Annotated in this window: 15 protein-coding genes; 4 read left to right on the plus strand and 11 right to left on the minus strand. The window is 47.3% G+C overall.

What is annotated here, in order from left to right; all coding sequences use genetic code 11:
• Positions 1 to 119: 119 nt before the first annotated feature.
• On the minus strand, positions 120 to 2690 hold the full coding sequence (locus tag MKX70_RS28935) for a LuxR C-terminal-related transcriptional regulator (RefSeq protein WP_340841365.1): 2571 nt from the start codon (positions 2688 to 2690) through the stop codon (positions 120 to 122).
• A 426-nt stretch (positions 2691 to 3116) separates the two neighbouring features.
• Between MKX70_RS28935 and MKX70_RS28940 the strand changes: the two genes are divergently transcribed.
• Together MKX70_RS28940 and MKX70_RS28945 are read left to right on the plus strand one after the other, a co-directional pair.
• Entirely contained in the window at positions 3117 to 3296 is a 180-nt protein-coding gene (locus tag MKX70_RS28940; protein ID WP_197073063.1) for a hypothetical protein, read from the plus strand.
• A gap of 45 nt (positions 3297 to 3341) precedes the next feature.
• Positions 3342 to 3959 carry a TetR/AcrR family transcriptional regulator gene (locus tag MKX70_RS28945; RefSeq protein WP_052416190.1) on the plus strand — a complete coding sequence of 206 codons (618 nt, stop codon included), beginning with the start codon at positions 3342 to 3344 and terminating at the stop codon, positions 3957 to 3959.
• Here MKX70_RS28945 and MKX70_RS28950 read toward each other — a convergent pair.
• Genes MKX70_RS28950 through MKX70_RS28960 form a run of 3 tightly spaced genes read right to left on the minus strand, consistent with a single transcriptional unit; the run spans position 3934 to position 7953 of the window.
• Positions 3934 to 5292 (minus strand): HAMP domain-containing sensor histidine kinase, encoded by a 1359-nt coding sequence (locus MKX70_RS28950; protein ID WP_042234584.1) that lies wholly within the window; start codon positions 5290 to 5292, stop codon positions 3934 to 3936. The genes MKX70_RS28945 and MKX70_RS28950 overlap by 26 nt on opposite strands.
• Positions 5289 to 5966, minus strand: coding sequence for a response regulator transcription factor (locus MKX70_RS28955; protein ID WP_042242054.1), 678 nt, complete (start codon positions 5964 to 5966; stop codon positions 5289 to 5291). The genes MKX70_RS28950 and MKX70_RS28955 overlap by 4 nt, the downstream gene beginning before the upstream one ends.
• A 22-nt stretch (positions 5967 to 5988) precedes the next feature.
• Positions 5989 to 7953: a serine hydrolase domain-containing protein gene (locus tag MKX70_RS28960; RefSeq protein WP_231637816.1), complete on the minus strand. Its 1965-nt coding sequence runs from the start codon at positions 7951 to 7953 to the stop codon at positions 5989 to 5991.
• A gap of 443 nt (positions 7954 to 8396) precedes the next feature.
• On the opposite strand from MKX70_RS28960, the gene MKX70_RS28965 reads away from it, so the two are divergent.
• A complete protein-coding gene (locus MKX70_RS28965) occupies positions 8397 to 8720 on the plus strand; it encodes a transposase (protein ID WP_042236251.1) in 324 nt (107 codons plus the stop codon).
• A 35-nt stretch (positions 8721 to 8755) separates the two neighbouring features.
• Positions 8756 to 9655: an IS3 family transposase gene (locus tag MKX70_RS28970; protein WP_052416376.1), complete on the plus strand. Its 900-nt coding sequence runs from the start codon at positions 8756 to 8758 to the stop codon at positions 9653 to 9655.
• Positions 9656 to 9787: 132 nt separating this feature from the next.
• Here the strand turns inward: MKX70_RS28970 and MKX70_RS28975 are convergent, their stop codons facing one another.
• The 7 genes from MKX70_RS28975 to MKX70_RS29005 form a co-directional block, all read right to left on the minus strand.
• Positions 9788 to 11353 (minus strand): transposase, encoded by a 1566-nt coding sequence (locus tag MKX70_RS28975; protein WP_340788734.1) that lies wholly within the window; start codon positions 11351 to 11353, stop codon positions 9788 to 9790.
• Positions 11354 to 11585: 232 nt separating this feature from the next.
• Positions 11586 to 12116: a hypothetical protein gene (locus MKX70_RS28980; RefSeq protein WP_042234579.1), complete on the minus strand. Its 531-nt coding sequence runs from the start codon at positions 12114 to 12116 to the stop codon at positions 11586 to 11588.
• A gap of 114 nt (positions 12117 to 12230) precedes the next feature.
• Positions 12231 to 12668, minus strand: coding sequence for a hypothetical protein (locus MKX70_RS28985; protein ID WP_042234578.1), 438 nt, complete (start codon positions 12666 to 12668; stop codon positions 12231 to 12233).
• 301 nt (positions 12669 to 12969) lie between these two features.
• Positions 12970 to 14091, minus strand: coding sequence for an IS200/IS605 family element RNA-guided endonuclease TnpB (gene tnpB, locus MKX70_RS28990; protein WP_340841366.1), 1122 nt, complete (start codon positions 14089 to 14091; stop codon positions 12970 to 12972).
• Positions 14092 to 14463: 372 nt separating this feature from the next.
• On the minus strand, positions 14464 to 14742 hold the full coding sequence (locus tag MKX70_RS28995) for a hypothetical protein (RefSeq protein ID WP_042234572.1): 279 nt from the start codon (positions 14740 to 14742) through the stop codon (positions 14464 to 14466).
• Between the two features lie 513 nt (positions 14743 to 15255).
• On the minus strand, positions 15256 to 15828 hold the full coding sequence (locus MKX70_RS29000; RefSeq protein ID WP_042234568.1) for a CueP family metal-binding protein: 573 nt from the start codon (positions 15826 to 15828) through the stop codon (positions 15256 to 15258).
• 35 nt (positions 15829 to 15863) lie between these two features.
• Positions 15864 to 16292 (minus strand): hypothetical protein, encoded by a 429-nt coding sequence (locus MKX70_RS29005; protein WP_042234566.1) that lies wholly within the window; start codon positions 16290 to 16292, stop codon positions 15864 to 15866.
• Positions 16293 to 16327: the final 35 nt, after the last annotated feature.

The raw sequence follows: 16327 nt of genomic DNA on the forward strand, positions 1-16327 counted from the left end.
TCTCTCACAAATATTTCCGATCTCCTAGCTTCTTTGTGTCATTTCTCATTGTATTCATCCCACTATAAGCCTTTCCGTGCAAAAAAATAACTCCCCATTTGGGGAGGTAGGCCTAATAATTATTCAACGAATATCTTTAACTCTTTGGCACGCTGCAAGGCATGTATCCGATTGTTCGCTTCAAGCTTTCTATACACATTCCGGATATGAAACTTTACAGTTTCGCCAGTGATGTTTAGATCTGATGCAATTTCCTTGTTCGCCAAACCAGCCGCAATCAATACTAGGACCTTCGTTTCCTGATCGGTCAGTAGTTCTTTACGGGGCTGTTCGGCTGGTAAGCTGTCTTGGCTCTTGACCTGCATAGCCTGAAGCAGTTGCTGCACATAACCAGAAGTAACAAGCAGCTTATCCCCCAAGTGATTATCTTGAAGTCTCTTCCCATAAGCCGCCAGAAGCTCTGCCATCACAGGGCCTTCATCTATAAAGCTGCGAATATACCCCCCCGGCTCTGCCTTTTGCAGGGCTGCCTCTACCTGAATCAGCGCCGCCTCCATTTGACCAGAGCGCTGAAGCGTCAGACTTTGCAGAATGATGACCTGAATACGATCACGCAGACGGTCTTCCCTCCCCAACATGCGATTTAACTGTTCCAGCAAGTACAGTGCTTCATCCATCCGCTCACAAGCAATAAGTACTCTGGCAAAAGCAAGATATTCTGTCACCCGATTCAACGAAACCTCATCCGTATGCGCAAGACCGCAGCTTTGCAGCCAGTCTAAAGCCTCTTGAAGTAAGCCTTGCTCCAGGGACAGACAAGCCTGTTCTGCTTCAATTCTGTACATAAACAATTCGTAATCCGGAGAGGCAATTTGCATTTTCAACTCGTTCAGCAGCGCTCTGGCCCGGATCGGATTGCCTTTTGCTTGCTGGATCCGTGAAGCATTCATGGATATTTGGATCATTATCCGCGCAAAGGGCTGCATATCCTGGCGTCCGAGCACCATCGCAGCATACCTCTCCGCCTCTTCGAGCCGGTTCCACTCGTATAACAGCTTGCTGTAGGAAGCGCATAAGAATCCGAGAAAAGGGTATTCCTGCTTGTTCTGCCACACGCTGATCCATTTGGGCAGGAATGCATCCGCTGCATGAAGATCATTGATATGGGTCAATAGATCGTCAAATGAATCAAAGCCCTGGTATCTGTTGCGTCCCACCGTCTGAAAGAAACTGCCTTCCGGCATATACTGCTCAACCAGCCCGAAGTAGTCTGACGTTCGTTCCACATCTTTGTGCAGATAGGAGGTGATCGCATGGAAAAAGTAGATATTGCCCATGGCCTGCTTCCATTCCGCATCCGATACTTTGCCCTCCAGTGCTTGAAACCGGATGGTTGCCTGTTTCACTCTGTGAAAAGCTTCGGTCCATTCCCCAACGCCCAATAAGACAGAAATATAAAATAATTCAACCATTGGCTTCTCAGCAAAGGAGTTTTCCGGTAAAACAGAGACCCATCGGATCAATACAACACTTTTCGTCTGGACTAACGTATGTAGATTTTTCTCAATTAACCGGACAGCATCCGGATAATATTTCCCTTCTAAATAATGTTCCACCGCTTCTTCGTCAAAGCCTTGTGACTCCAGCCACTCTGCCGCGCGAACATGCACCTGCATCCATTGATCTGTGTCTGTTCTGAACAATAGCTGCTGTAAGAAATCCGAGAGCAGGTGATGATACCTGTACCATGTCCGATGATCATCCAAGGGGACAATGAATAAATTCATTTGCTCCAGTCTCTCCAATTGTGCTTGAGCATTCGCCTGACCGGTTACTGCCTGGCATAAGGAAGCGTTCATGCGGTTCAGGATGGAGGTTTCCAATAAAAAAGCACGTATCTGCTCCGGCTGATGGTGAAATACCTCTTGCAGCAAATAATCGGAAATATCATGCTGATGGCCGCTGAACTGCTGAAGGGTAGCCGAAATATTGTCACTTTGCTTCAAAGAAAGGGCTGCCAGCTGCAAGCCGCTGATCCAGCCTTCCGTCTGCCGGAACAGCATCTCCACTTGGTCTGGAGTTAAGCCTAAATCCGTTGTTTCGCGAAAAAAAACAAGTCCTTCGTCCAAATGAAAACGCAAATCCTGCATTTTAATCTGATGGAATTCACCTTTGGCCAGCAGCCTGGCAGTAGGTATGGACAGATCCGTACGACTTGCAATATAGAGGTGAATATGTGGAGGTAAATGCTCTAGCAGATAGGTGATGGATTGATGAATAGCGGGAAGTTCTATGACATGATAATCATCGAGTATAACTACCAATTCGTTCGGAAAAGCATTCAATGCATTCAACAATTCCATAATCGCAGGCTCTGAAGATTGTGAAGGACCGCTATCCAGCAGGGATTGCACCGCTAAGCCGAATCCGGGCTCTCTCTCCTGAATAGAAGCGGTGAAGTAACTCCAGAACTGGATCCAATCATTATCCTGTGCGTCCAGCGAAACCCAGGCCACAACGCTGAGGCATTGTTTCACCCATTCACTTAATGCCGTAGTTTTGCCATATCCAGCCTGAGCGGAAATCAGTGTTAACTTAGCCTCCCTTCCTTCATTCAGCTTATGAAGCAGCCTCGGCCGGGCTACCAGAGATTTACGGACATGGGGGATATGAAGTTTAGTATGGACCAACAATAAATATCCCTCCGTATATTTGCAGCATGTTATGCTGATATTCGCTATAAGTTAGCACCGTCTCTTCAGTCTCATATTATATCAGATAAGATACTTAATAATATCGACTCCACCCTAAAAAGTAGCGGTTGATATTTTCACCCTTGGAACGTAGTTCACTTCATTTCTGCGAAACCAAGGGGTATAGGTATCTTTAACGAATACAATTGATCTTTCTTTCGCATATAAGTATACACCTTGTGCAATGAGTATTCTTGTCGCATACTCCAAGTAAGGGAGAGATGACATGAGAAGAATGAGGAAAATCACGATCACGAATGGCACGCAGATTTCGTTAAGAACTTCGGGTATGCCCCCGAAGCGGATATCATCGGGGCAGCTTTTAAAGCGAACGGTCATCTAATGCATGCAGGTACGGTACTATTGCAATCCTACTCGGTATATGAAGAGATTCTGATCCACTTTCAGAACAACATCAACGTCTATCTCGCTGAGCAGGATGGCGTGAAGCTTCTGAAGTGGCTAGGTGATGCGGTCAACGATCGGAAACCCTATTCAGTGGGCAGCAAGTTCCTCACGATGCCGGAGCCGGCGCAGAGATAATTCTGGAAGCTTCGGAACATTAGCATAAGACAGGGGAGAAAATCATTGAATTTGCGTGAAAAGCAGATGCAATGGACGAGGGAGATTATTAAGGATACAGCGCTGGGCTTGTTCTGTGCTCAAGGTATTGAGCGCACGGGTATGGCTCAAATAGCGGAGCAAGCCGGCGTCTCCCGGCGCACTTTGTATCATCATTATAAGGACAAGGAAGAATTAGCCGCTCAAATCTATGTCCTGAACCTGGAGCAGATGTTTGGACAGCTGCTGTTTGACTTTGATTTTGCACAGCCTGTACAGTCACTGGAGAAGATTCTGAATCAATACCTGGCGCTGAGAGATCATCAGGAGTCACTGATCTACTATGATGCCATTTTCGGAGTATACTACAGCACCCTGTCCAAGAATCCTGCGGACCTGCCTGATTTCAAGAAGGCTATGGAAGTCTGTTATTCGGGGTTAATACGCCTTGAGACCGAATCTGTGACTCTGGAGGACAAAAAGAAGTGGCTGGACATTCTGCAGAAGTCCACCCGCCTGTATTTCATGTATTTACAAAAAGCCGTAATTATTACCCATCAGCGGGGCGGTTTGGTTACCGAGGAAGACCGGGCAGCGGACCGGCAATTCAAGGATTTCATCATGAATGGTGTACGGGCAACCTGACGATCATCGTGGTTCCCTCTTCAGCCGTAACGTCCACCTCAATGCTCCCCTGATGCAGGGAAACGATTTTTTGGACAATCGCAAGCCCCAGACCGTTCCCGTTGTTATTTCCCCTGCGCGACTTGTCTGCTTTATAGAATCTTTGGAATATGGCGCCAACCTCTTCCGGAGAAATCCCGATGCCGTTATCGCTGATGGTGACGGATACTTCTGCTGCACTGCTGTCTACACGGATACGGATCTTCCCGCCTTCAGGCGTGAACTTGATGCTGTTGCTGAGCAGATTCATCCATACTTGCTTCAGTTGGTCTTCATCACCAATGATATTGACGGCTTCGGGCAGTTCCAGATCGATAACGATGCTTCGGGCAGACCATTGCGGCTCACAGGTCACAACAATAGTTCTAATCTGCTCGTCAAGCCGGAAGAAGCCTGCTTGGAAGGGATGATGTCCGGAATCCAGGGAAGCGAGCTTCAGCAAATTATCACTTAGTCTCGACAGACGTCCACTCTCCGCAATGATGATATCCAGATAGTCCTTGCGCTCCTCCTCCGCAATCAAATCATTATTCTGCAGCGCCTTGGCAAAGCCGGAAATAGATGTGAGCGGTGTCTGGATTTCATGAGAGACATTCGATACGAAATCCTGCCTCATCAACTCCAGCTGCTTCAATTCTCCGGCCATCTCTACATAGCTTTGCGTCAACTCCCCGATCTCGTCCACACGGTTCCTTTTAAGATCCACCTCGAAGTCACCTTTGGCCAGTCTTTTGGTTGCATCCGTCAATGCCTTGATCGGCTCCACCAGATATCTGGCAGCCACAACAATACATACACTTCCCAGCACAAGCACTAGCAGCAGCACAAAGAGTACCATCCGGTTGACGATATCCTCATTCTCGGCAGAGTACTGCAAGAACATTGCATACCACTCCCCCTTGAGCATAAAGGGCATCCCGATGAACGTATCCTTATCTTCCGTCGAGGAACGATAAATCTTTCCCTGCAGCACTTGCCGGACAACCCCGGGGGTGATGGTCACAGCCGGACTATCCGAGAGCCCGTAAAAAGTATGTTCTCCGGATGGATCGTACAGGTTAATGGGATGTGCCGATATCTTAACCATACTATTCAGGAACTCATTGGTATCTTTAGGCTTGGCGTCATCATAGCGGTGAATGATCTCCTGGCCCACTGCGAGCATTTCGCTCTGTCCCTTATAGCTTATTTGCTGCTGAAAAACATACAAGCCAATGAAAAAGGAACAGATCAGGCTGAAGATGATGATACTGAGAAACGTAAGAATGACCCGAACATACAGTGTCTTGATCATGGCTCAGGGATCAGCCGGTATCCCAGGCCGCGGGCGGTTTCGATTTGAAAACCCTCGCCATTGCCGCTGAACTTCTCCCTCAGCCGGCTGATATGCACATCTACAGTCCGCCCGTCCCCTTCATAATGGAGTCCCCAGATTTGCTGAATCAGTTGTTCTCTGGTGAAGATCTGCCCGGGGTGACTGATCAGCAGAAACAGAAGATCAAATTCCTTCAAGGGAAGCGTGACCGGTGCCCCACTGCGTGTAACCTGAAAGGTCCGGCGGTTAAGCACCACATTGCCGAGCTGCACGGACTGTGAAGTAACTACCAGTGAGCGTTTGAGCAGCGCTTTTACCCGCATCACCAGTTCCACCGGATCAAACGGCTTGGTCAGGTAATCATCCGTTCCGAGCTGAAACCCTTTGATTTTGTGGGCAGATTCCGCTTTGGCCGTCACCATGAGGAGGGGGAGGTTGGCATCCGAACGCCTGATTTCCCTGCACAGCTCCCAGCCATTCAGTCCCGGCATCATAATATCCAGAATGACAAGATCGATCTGTGAATCCTCTATGATGGACAAGGCCTTGGTGCCGTCCCCGGCTTCTTCGAGGTCGAACCCTTCTTTGCGCAGATATAGAGACATCAGCTTCCGGATATTATCATCATCATCCGCGATAAGTATAGTAGCCACGATCATCCTTCTCTCTTAAGCGTTATCCAAACTGCCAGCCGAGCAGATTCCAATAGTAGAAGAAGATCATCAGTACGACAGCCGAAAGCGTCACTAACGTGTAATGCACCCGTTTAAAGGCGGTCCAATACTTATTTATCCAAACCAATATAGCCGAGATTAACATTGCTAAGGTCAAGCCCGCCATAATGATTGGCATAACCAGGCTGACAGACAGCAAAGGACTGATACCGCTGAGCTTCTGCATAATGTCCATGGACATAATAACCATAAACAGAGTAATAAAAGATAACAGCGCCCAGCCGGCAGTTCCCGCAGATAATCGGATGGCCCGCTTTTCTGGGGGCGTCATCGCCTTGAACCTGCGTCTGAAGAAGAGGGGGCCGGGCAATGCCGTGATGAAAATGAATCCCACGACACCAAGGAGGATAAGCCAAAACTTACTCTGGTCCAAAAGGGGCGTACGCTCCAGCGGCATCTCCGGAGCCATGTCCAGGAGCATATGTGTAACTTTGCCGGACTCATCCGTAAGGAAGCCGATTTGATCGGTCCCTCCTTCAAGCTGGAACAGGTTAGGACCGATGGCTCTGTACAGCTGTTGTTCACTGCCGCTTCCCAAGGATAGCTTATTATCCGCAATCGTAACATTCAGCTGGGCAAAAAAGTTAAAGAACTTGTCAATATCACTTATGTTGCGGCGTGTAAATTGATAGGAGCCGGCATATTTCTGCACGGATTCCCCAGAAGCCGAGAACTCCGGCTGCTTCACTTCGGGAGCGGGATAATACCGGTTGAACAAGGCCTGGACCAGTTTTGCTGCCGATTCACTGCCTTGACCGCCATTGTAGGATAAGAAAATCCCCAGTTGCTTGGCAGGTGCGAGAAACAATTCCGTATTAAACATCGGATCGGAGCCGCCATGAGAGATTAATGTTAACCCGTTCACCCGCTTCTCAGCGAATCCGAGTGCTACTCCCGGCAGGCGCTTATCGAGCTGGAATGCCGTTGAATGCATGAATGCAGCAGTCTCAGGCTTCAGAATCTGCCGGTCTCCATATCTCCCGTCCTGCAGATGGGCGATCATGAAGTGTGCCATGTCTACCGCAGATACGGTACCCGAGCCGGCAGGACGAAATCCGCCCTCGAATGTAGGCGTGCCTGGAATAAAGCTTCCATTCTCGCTATTATACCCTACCACCTGGTACGGGATGAATGAGTCCGGCAATGGCTCCACGACCGTCGAATATTTCATGTCCAGCGGATCGAAAATATACTTTTGAATATATTCATTGTATGGAATGCCGCTTACATCCTCCACAATCATACCCGCAAGCGTGGCACCATAGTTAGAATAGGCACTCATCTCACCGGGCGGTCTGATCCGGGCAAGCATATGTTTATGGAGTGTTTCCGAGATGGACCCAGGCAATCCGGCTGGATCAGTGACGATCTGATAACCGACTCCCCCCTCTTCAAACCCTGCTGTATGGGTCATCAAATGACGCATGGTGACGGGTTCAGGATAAGTGGCGGGAATCTTCACGGATTTCAGGTAGGTGTTAATGTCCGTGTCCAGCTCAATCTTACCTTGTTCCACCAGCTGCATTACAGCAGTCCAGGTGAACAGCTTGGTCGTAGAAGCGATACGGAACATGCTGGTTACAGGGTCAACCGGAGCCGCTTGTTTCAGATTGGAACTGCCATACCCTTTGTCCAAAATGATCTTGCCGTCCTTAACGATGGAGATCACCGCTCCCGGAATTTGCAGCCGGTTCATATCCTCTTCCATGATTCCGTCAACGAAAGCAGTCAGACCCGCGATATCCTCCAGATTGGCGGCAGGTGCTTCAGTCTGAGGTACCACTGGCTTGGTTTGAGCCGTCCCGGCCTTGACATGTTTCCCGGGAAATATGAGGCTCATGCTTAACCCGATTACAGCTAATATTGTCAGACCAGCGGCCAGCCTTTTATTCATAGTTTTTTCCATATTATCCTCCGCATCATCTTATATATTGTAGTCCGGATGATCATCCGCCTGACACTTATAGAGACTAACAGAGTATTGTGAATAGAACGTTAACAAGACTATAAGCTGTCCACGAGCAGGTTCATTACACGAATCTATGAGCTGGTTCATCTGCGCAAATCCGTGGGCGAACAGGTCGGTGAAATTCTTCAGGTCGATAAACTTCTTAATGTCTATATAGTAATCCTGCCTGGTCCGCGCGCATCCTCATAGTGCGTTTGGAGCAGATGGAGCGAATGGAGCGAAGTAAGGCCACTATTACTCTAAATCCTGCACTCAATACAACATTTCCCTCCTTAAAAGGGCCGAAATTGGAAATTGTTGCACAAAATCTCTTAAGCCCCCTAATCGAATTGGAGTCCTAAAGATGCATAAGGTACACTAATAGAGAAGGGGATGAGGACATGAAAAGTAACAAGTTGTACGATGAACAACGGATTAAAGTTGCCCAGGAAGCGATTAATGGGACGAAGCTCTCTTTCCTCGCCCGTAAATATTCAGTTTCTCCCAGCACGATTACGAACTGGGTGAAGTTCTACAAAGAACGATTTGGTGAGCAAGCGACACCTTCAGTTAACGAACGTATTGAAGATGCCAAACGTGTCCAAGAGTTAGAGACCAAAATGGACACTGCGATTAAACTGCTGGGCGAAAAGGATTTGGAGATCGAACTCCTGCGTGAACTGCTAAAAAAGACCAACCCCGCTTACAAGACAGACTTGAAATAGCCGATGAAAGCATTAAGCGGGGCTATGCGGTATCGGTGGTACTTCGGCTGGTGGGTGTGCTGGAATCGACCTACTATGCCCGCAAACAGCGTCAAAAGGAGAACACCAAATCTACGGTAAGCTTAGGGACAGCCGGAAGACCGATCCCAGCGTATTCGTTGACGAAAGACGGCCAGAAGGTCAGCGACGAGCAGATCGAAGAATGGCTTAGCGAACTCGTTGCAGGCGAGGAACACGGCTACGGTTACCGTAACTTAGCGCATGCCCTCTACATCCAGCATGACTTAATTCTGAACCACAAGAAGGCCTACCGGCTTTGTAAAAAGCTAGGGCTGCTCCAAAAGAAACCTGACAAGAAAGTGAGATATCCAAGACGGCTTGCCCAAAACCGCGTGGTTACCGGAGCCAACCAACTTTGGCAAATAGATATTAAGTACGGATACATTCATGGCTACGACCGCTTCTTTTTTATCTTTGACATGATTGATGTGTTTGACCGCTGTATTGTCGGCTACCACTTGGGTGCAAGTTGCAGTGCAAAGGAGATCTGCACGACCATTAAGCAGGCGTTGAAGGCCCGTATACAGCCTGGAGGGGCTAGGCCTATTCTTCGCTCAGACAATGGTCCTCAATTTCTCAGTCATGCTTTTGCAGAGATGTGTATGGACCCGGATGAACCTTTGATTCATGAACGGATTCCGCCTAAAACGCCGAATATGAATGCATATATTGAGTCCTTCCACAGCATTTTAGAACGAGATCTCTACAGCAAAATGTACTTTGAAACCTTTGAAGAAGCCTACGAGACTGTCACGGAGTACATTGAATTTTACAACGAACGCCGCTTTCACGGCAGTTTAAACCGATTGAGTCCTAACCAATACCATGCGGCATGGAGAGCAGGCCAAGTGGCAGAGGTAAACATCTCACTTTAAGAAACTGCAAGAACCAGAGATTTCAAGAGAATGACTCCATAATTAAGGGGCCGAACCGAAATGCAGCAATTCTCCTCCACCAAGCCGATTATTGTAATAATTGTTGTATTTCGGAGGTCATTTTTTAGAAAATTAGGCTACTTGCTGGGATTTGCTCAACTGTTTGTTCAACTTGTCCAATGCAAACTTACTAAGATTGTAAGCTAGTGTACTGAGCTGGAAATCGACACTTGCCCGTACGCCGCGGTGACGTGTGCGTTTCATGCCAAAATACTCTTTGAGATAGGCAAAAACACGTTCCACTGCCGTACGCTTTTTGTACAGCTCTGTAAAGCTTTCGCTCCCTCTTGCGGGATAGGTATGCTTACGCAAATCCGTTTGGATGCGGATTTTAAACACCTTTTGGCATCCGGAACCCAGTAGTGGGCAGCCTTTGCACTCGCTCGGCTGGGTATACTTCAGCGTTTCGTACTTGGCATCAAAACTGTCGTAGCGGTAGGCATGTCCTTGGGAGCATACCGGCGTGTAGTCCACGTTCATTCCCTCGGGCGGATCTTTGCGGTGAATCATGGGAATCGCCGGATAGGCACCTAACGAATGAATCAACTGGTAGATAGACGCGCAGTCGTACCCTTTGTCGCCCAAGATATGCTTTACCTTCAGTGTGGGAAACTTCAGGGGCAGGCCTTTGAGAAGAATAACGGCCATGCGCTGGTCATTCGGATTCGCCGAACTAAAGAGGCCGCTCAAGATATACTGGCAGTCCGTATCGACGAGCAGATTCGCCTTGAAACCGTAGTAGCTCGTCATTCGACCCTTCGTATTTTTCTTGTCACAACGCGCGGCATGCCGGGGCAGCGCGGCCAGCAGTTCGTCATACGTGTAAGGTAACATCGCTTCAATGGTTTTCTGAAACGGTCCGAGACTTTGGTCATATGCTTCCTGTTCCTGACGCCGGCGTTCCCTTGCCGCATTCGTTGGACGTCCACGCTTGTCGTAGACGGGTTTCTTCGGTGGTTCGTTCACAGCCGCCTCAGGCTCAGGCTCGGGAAGTTTGAACTGAAGTTGCTGGGCTCCTGGAGCCTCATTTGGCTTTTGCCCTCGGCGAGCCGCACGGCGCTTGGCGGCCGATTCGCTAAATTGGCAATCCCAAGCCTCGACCATGGAGGAATCCACGGCAATATGTGTGCCGGTTACAAAGCCTTCTTCTAGGGCAGAGGTCACCAAGGTATCCTGCAGTTTTTCAAGCATCCCCGTGTGCTCCAGCGCATGAATCAAACGGGAATACGAAGATTCGCTCGGGATATTATCGGAGCCGGTAAATCGGCACTGCGCCCGAAACTCTTCGCTATGGGTAAGACGCCAGACCAGGGAAGAAACAAACTCGATGTTCTCCATTTTAGCGATGAGCAAGGAATAGATCATGGCAGGTACATTCAGTTGTTCGGGCCGGCCCCGGTTGTTCTTTTTCCGAAGAACGTGCAGAACCTTGGCGAGATCTAAGTGTTCAAAGATTTGGCTGTATTTATCTTCCGGGCGCATCAGGAACAATTCCTTGAAGGAAAACAGTTCTTCTTGTCGAATGGAATAGATAGGGATTACCTCTTTTCGTTCTCGGGTGTTGGTTTGGTCGCCTATATCTTCGAGAACTTGGGGAGGTACTCCTTTTTCTATGCCTAAAAAAAACAGTCCCAGCAAGGGTTTGGAATTATGAAATTGACTCTTTCATACAACATTTTATCCTGTACATCCGCGAGCTTAAGAATCCCATTAGCCGCTATAGGCTGGAGCTCTGAGACAACACCTCATTCCAAACAGACTCCCTAACTCACAAAACCAACTTGAATACTCAAAGCTCTTTTCCGGGCCAATGCATCAGCACTTACATAAACAGCTACAGAAACAACTACACGAACCACTACAGGAACAACTACAGGAACATATCGGGTACTCCCTGCACCGGCTCGTAATAACAAATATATGAATTTTGCATCACCGGACGGAGCAGACCTTTACGTACCAGCTCCTGCAGCTGCTTACGCGCCGTCCGAAAGTTCAGATGGTGTTGCAGCATCACGTCCTTGGGACGTAGTCCCTTGTCCAGGCTCCAAGCCAGTTTAACAATTTCCTTGTCCTGCGGGGAGAGGGATTGCCCGGACGGAACCCGGATCAATGAAGGGGCAATGATCATTTGCAGCAGCATGCGGCAGATCTCAGGACGGTTCTGCACATCATCGAAGGAGAAATGTATAATTCTCCAGCCCAGTCCATTCAAAAAGGTATCCCGGTCCTCATATTCAGGATGCAGATGATCCAGATTGCCGAACAGCGGCCACCAGACATTTTGCAGGAATAGCTTCTCGGCATATTGATGCCCCCGTGCCAGCCGGCCTCTGCGCTCCCCTGTTCTGACCGATAAATGCTGGTCCATTAGCAGCTGATGTGCGTTTTCAAATTCCATATTCAGTTACCTCCCTCTCTCATTTACGCAAAAAAAGAACGCCCCTCTGCCAGCAGCAGCTTGGGACGTTCTTCGTCTGAGTTAATTATACCCCTAGCACAACAGGTGCGGCAATCATGTTTCTTCGTACCTTTTAGGGAATTTCAACACCCATAGTGCTACAACTAAAATTATTTGTATTACCAAATAGTAAAAAGGGAAAATCATGACCAATTCAAATAATCCGCTATCAAATTTCAAATCTATAAAACCATATTCAGCAGGCTCACTTACTTTATCTTTATGAAGAAGAAACAGAAAACCAACACTAGGAATAGTACTTACACAAAACCAAAGTAAGTTATATCTAACTCTTCTTGTTACTAATGACATCATGCAGGTTACATACAGAATAATGAATAGAACAGAATATATTATGATTGCTTGTCGTACCGCTGCCTCGTCCCACGCCTCTGCTTTGATATTCAGAAAATGAATCACAAATAAATGCACCACTGCGATAAAAAACACTTGTGAAACTGCCCTTATTCCAGTAACAAATTTATTCTTCAAATACATATCACCTCACGATAGGCCCCTTATATTCTTTTCCATTACTCTTACATTAATAAGATAATATATAGTCATGATTAATTGGATGATTATAATACCTATTGGAAGCAGATAGATTATTTCAGCCGAATACTTCGGCATTGTATTGAATTCTCCCCCACTTAGCTAACGCTTGAAGTGGCGGATTCTTGCGAACAGAAGAGTACCCTCTTCTTATGGAGCAAGCGATCCCTGCGTTCCCGCAGTTTTACATTTTTGACGCTAGGGAAATCTTGAATTCTATCGTTTGGTTAGGTGGGGGTTAAACCGCTACTTGTTCAATATTGTGAGCGGCGTTTTCGTCACGGTCATGGATCGTCCCGCAGGGCGTACACGTCCATTCCCGAATGGACAGGTTCTTCACCTCGGGGTGGATCGTGCCACACACATGGCAACGCTGACTGGTCGGCTCAAACGTGTCGGCGATCCGAAGATTTCGTCCATACCATTTCGCTTTATACGTCAGCTGTCGCACCCACTCGCCCCAAGACGCATCAGCAATGGATTTTGAAAGCTTGGGGTTCTGAATCATATTCGCCACACGCAGATGTTCGATACTAATCGTTTGGTTTTCACGAATCAGTCTCGTGGTCAGCTTGTGGAGGAAGTCATTTCGTTTATTGGCAATGCGTTCGTGAATACGAGCGATATGCTGCCTTGCTTTCTTCCAGTTGGAGCCGCCCGGAGTACGCCGAGCCATCCGCCGCTGCCAAAGCGCCAGCTTGTTCTCGTATTGACGGTAAAAGCGAGGATTGGCGATATGTTCGCCGTTTGAGCATACTGCATATTCTTTCAAGCCTAAGTCGATGCCAATAGGTGTATCCACTTGGGGCAGAGGGTTCTTTTGAACTTCGCAAACGAGCGAGACGAAAAATTTCCCGCTGGCGTTTTTACGAACGGTAGCGGACAATATCCGGCCTTCCAGCTTCCGGGAGTTTGCAAAACGTATCCAGCCGAGTTTGGGGAGCTTCAAGCGACTGCCCTCCATGGCGATATTCCCGTTGGTGAATTTGGTCGTGTAACTTTGAATCGGATGCTTTCGGCTCTTGAAGCGTGGCGCTTGATTTTGCTTCTTGAAAAAACGATCAAAGCTATCCGCCACATGACGGGCAGCCGACTGCAAAGCGATGCTATCGACTTCTTTCAGCCAGTCGTATTGTGCTTTTAAACCGGGGAGTTGTGTCGCACAAGCGTGATAAGACAAGCCTTTTCCCGTTTCCGCATAGCTTTGATTCCAAGCTCCCAAGAAGTAATTGAACACAAAACGGCAGCAGCCAAACATTCGACGAATGAGTTGCTGTTGCTCTGTATTGGGGTAGATCCGATATTTATAGGCTTGATGAACCAGGGGTTTCGAAGAAACCTCCTGCGCAGACACGAGCATGTGCAACACCTCCTTTTAGTGATCTCATCCATATTATAGCACATACGTTCGTCTTGAAATCGAAAACTACTGATTCATCCCCACCCTATCGAGGGTGGAGTATTCTCAGCTTTTTTAGATAAACAATACACCGTTGAGAAAGCACATGGCGAGGGGAAGGATGTACGTTTTACACAGTAAAAATATTAACTCTGTTCCCCCTCCTCCCTCTATCCTGATCCCAAGAAAGTAAATTAATATCAAATGTATTGCAATTGCTGCCAGTATATATAGAATGGCTTGGAGTACCGCCTTTATAGATTTCTTCATTGTTTTTCTCCCTTGCTTTAACATGTATTAGGCAAAATGATTATTATTTGAATAAATCTCTAGTTATGTAAGCCAAGGCGCAAGTAAGAATAAGAGCATTATCGTGCTAAAACAGATCAGAAGCAAAAGATGAAGGTTCTTCTCTAATAAGTGTTTTGCAAAGAAAAAACAGATTACCAGGCACACTAACAAAAGGACAATATAAAACGACAGTTGATTATAGTCGGTTGCTGCCCAAAATAAACCGCCTCCGCCAGCAGAAAAGACTATGCCGATGACTAGAAAGTACATTCCCACTCCCATTAATCCGCTTAAAGCAACAAATATCAAACTGATAATCATATTCCGCTCCTTAGACTTGGTCACTGTTCCTCATCAGCAAGATATAATATCAGGAATCTATTGAATATTTTCCCTTTACCCCAAGTTATCGGATTCTCCCTGTGATTTGTGTAGATCAACAAGATTAAACACCCTTCTTCTGACATATCCTCAGGTGGTGCTGATACATCAATTTCTCGGCATTCTCCGCACCGACTTTGTCCATCTGGCTGATGAAATCGTTGTAGGGCGTTGTTGTCCTTAAGCTTCAAGCCCATAATTTCCTGCTTGAATTTCGGCAGGCCGTCAACCATGTCATAAGACTAGCCTTCAAAGAATAGGCATAATTGTTGTACGGAATACAATTCTGATTACCAGTTACCCCTGTGTTTGGGCGAATTGTTGTATTTCGATCGATCTCACGAGAAAAATGTTGTATTTTGTTCAGTAAATGATCACAGCAAAAAGCCGCCTCCCTGCCGCTGAATAGCAGAACCCGGAAGACGGCTTAGACCGTAAACTAATAGAAATAGATTAACTTAATTGCATAGTGGTTAGGCAGGTGTCATCGCTCTCGAAGGTGGATACTTCGGTCATGGCTTGTTTCCCGTCATGCGTGACGGTGATCTGAAGCTTCTGGTCGCGCGGGAGCCATAGGTCGATGAACCCGTTAGGCTGGGACTTCAAGGTCTGCTTCATCACTTCCTTGCCTTCGGCGTCTTCAATGTATACATAAAATTCCTGACCCGCCATTTCCCCCTGGCAGCCGGTCAGGCTGTGTGTTGCACACGGATGCGTCTTCTGCACATACGGGGCAACCGACAGAAAGAATTCGTTCTCCGGCAAATCATAGGTGACTTCATTTGGACCGCCGCTGTCCACGATGAGCTGGGTGGAGGTAATGGAGGCGGACTGGGACGTCAACGTGCGCGAGCTGTAATCAGACACCATCTGCTTAATGTCCTGAACAGCGGCCTGACTAACCGGCTGGCTGCTGCCCTGTCCCCCTTCAACGTCAGCCGTGTTTCGTTCACCGCTTCCGGCATAAATAAAGATTCCGATGGCCGCAACAACTGCACATGTACCCGCCACGATTTGTTTTCGCATACTCTATATGTTCATCTCCTTGTGGAATATCAGCCTTAATACTTGTCTTGATCATTTCTCCGCTCCACTTTCCAAACATACAGCAGGAAGAGCTGAAGAACAAAGTAAATGAAGGGAAGAAGTGCAATCAATTGAAAATCATAACCAAACAGACCCAAAAAATCTTCCTCAGCTTTACTTGCATCATAAGTTACTCTAGATACACTTAAAAAAATAAATCCCGGCACCAGGTTGGCAAGCCACCAAATGAGTTTGTATTTCAGAATATTAACCCGAAAAAAAATAATATAATTGATACATACAAGAATGACTGGAATGGCGTAAACTTGTTCCAAGTCTGATAAAACGGCATGATTCCAGCCCTCGATCCGAATACCCAGTACATAAATCAGTAACAAATGCAGTGAAATAAGGATTGCTGTACTTATCAATGCCTTTGTAATTAGAACCGCCAGATTCTTCATCCCCGCATCCTTCCGGAAATTTTTTCATTCCCGCT

Origin of the sequence: Paenibacillus sp. FSL R7-0312, from assembly GCF_038004445.1 — a bacterium.
Taxonomy (GTDB): Bacteria; Bacillota; Bacilli; order Paenibacillales; family Paenibacillaceae; genus Paenibacillus_AQ.

Bases quoted from the DNA above. Each gene is read 5' to 3' on its own strand.
- MKX70_RS28980 (WP_042234579.1), bottom strand. From the start codon at position 12,116: ATGGAATTTGAAAACGCACATCAGCTGCTAATGGACCAGCATTTATCG.
- MKX70_RS28965 (WP_042236251.1), top strand. From the start codon at position 8,397: ATGAAAAGTAACAAGTTGTACGATGAACAACGGATTAAAGTTGCCCAG.
- MKX70_RS28960 (WP_231637816.1), bottom strand. From the start codon at position 7,953: ATGGAAAAAACTATGAATAAAAGGCTGGCCGCTGGTCTGACAATATTA.
- MKX70_RS28950 (WP_042234584.1), bottom strand. From the start codon at position 5,292: ATGATCAAGACACTGTATGTTCGGGTCATTCTTACGTTTCTCAGTATC.
- tnpB (WP_340841366.1), bottom strand. From the start codon at position 14,091: ATGCTCGTGTCTGCGCAGGAGGTTTCTTCGAAACCCCTGGTTCATCAA.
- MKX70_RS29000 (WP_042234568.1), bottom strand. From the start codon at position 15,828: ATGCGAAAACAAATCGTGGCGGGTACATGTGCAGTTGTTGCGGCCATC.
- MKX70_RS29005 (WP_042234566.1), bottom strand. From the start codon at position 16,292: ATGAAGAATCTGGCGGTTCTAATTACAAAGGCATTGATAAGTACAGCA.
- MKX70_RS28995 (WP_042234572.1), bottom strand. From the start codon at position 14,742: ATGATTATCAGTTTGATATTTGTTGCTTTAAGCGGATTAATGGGAGTG.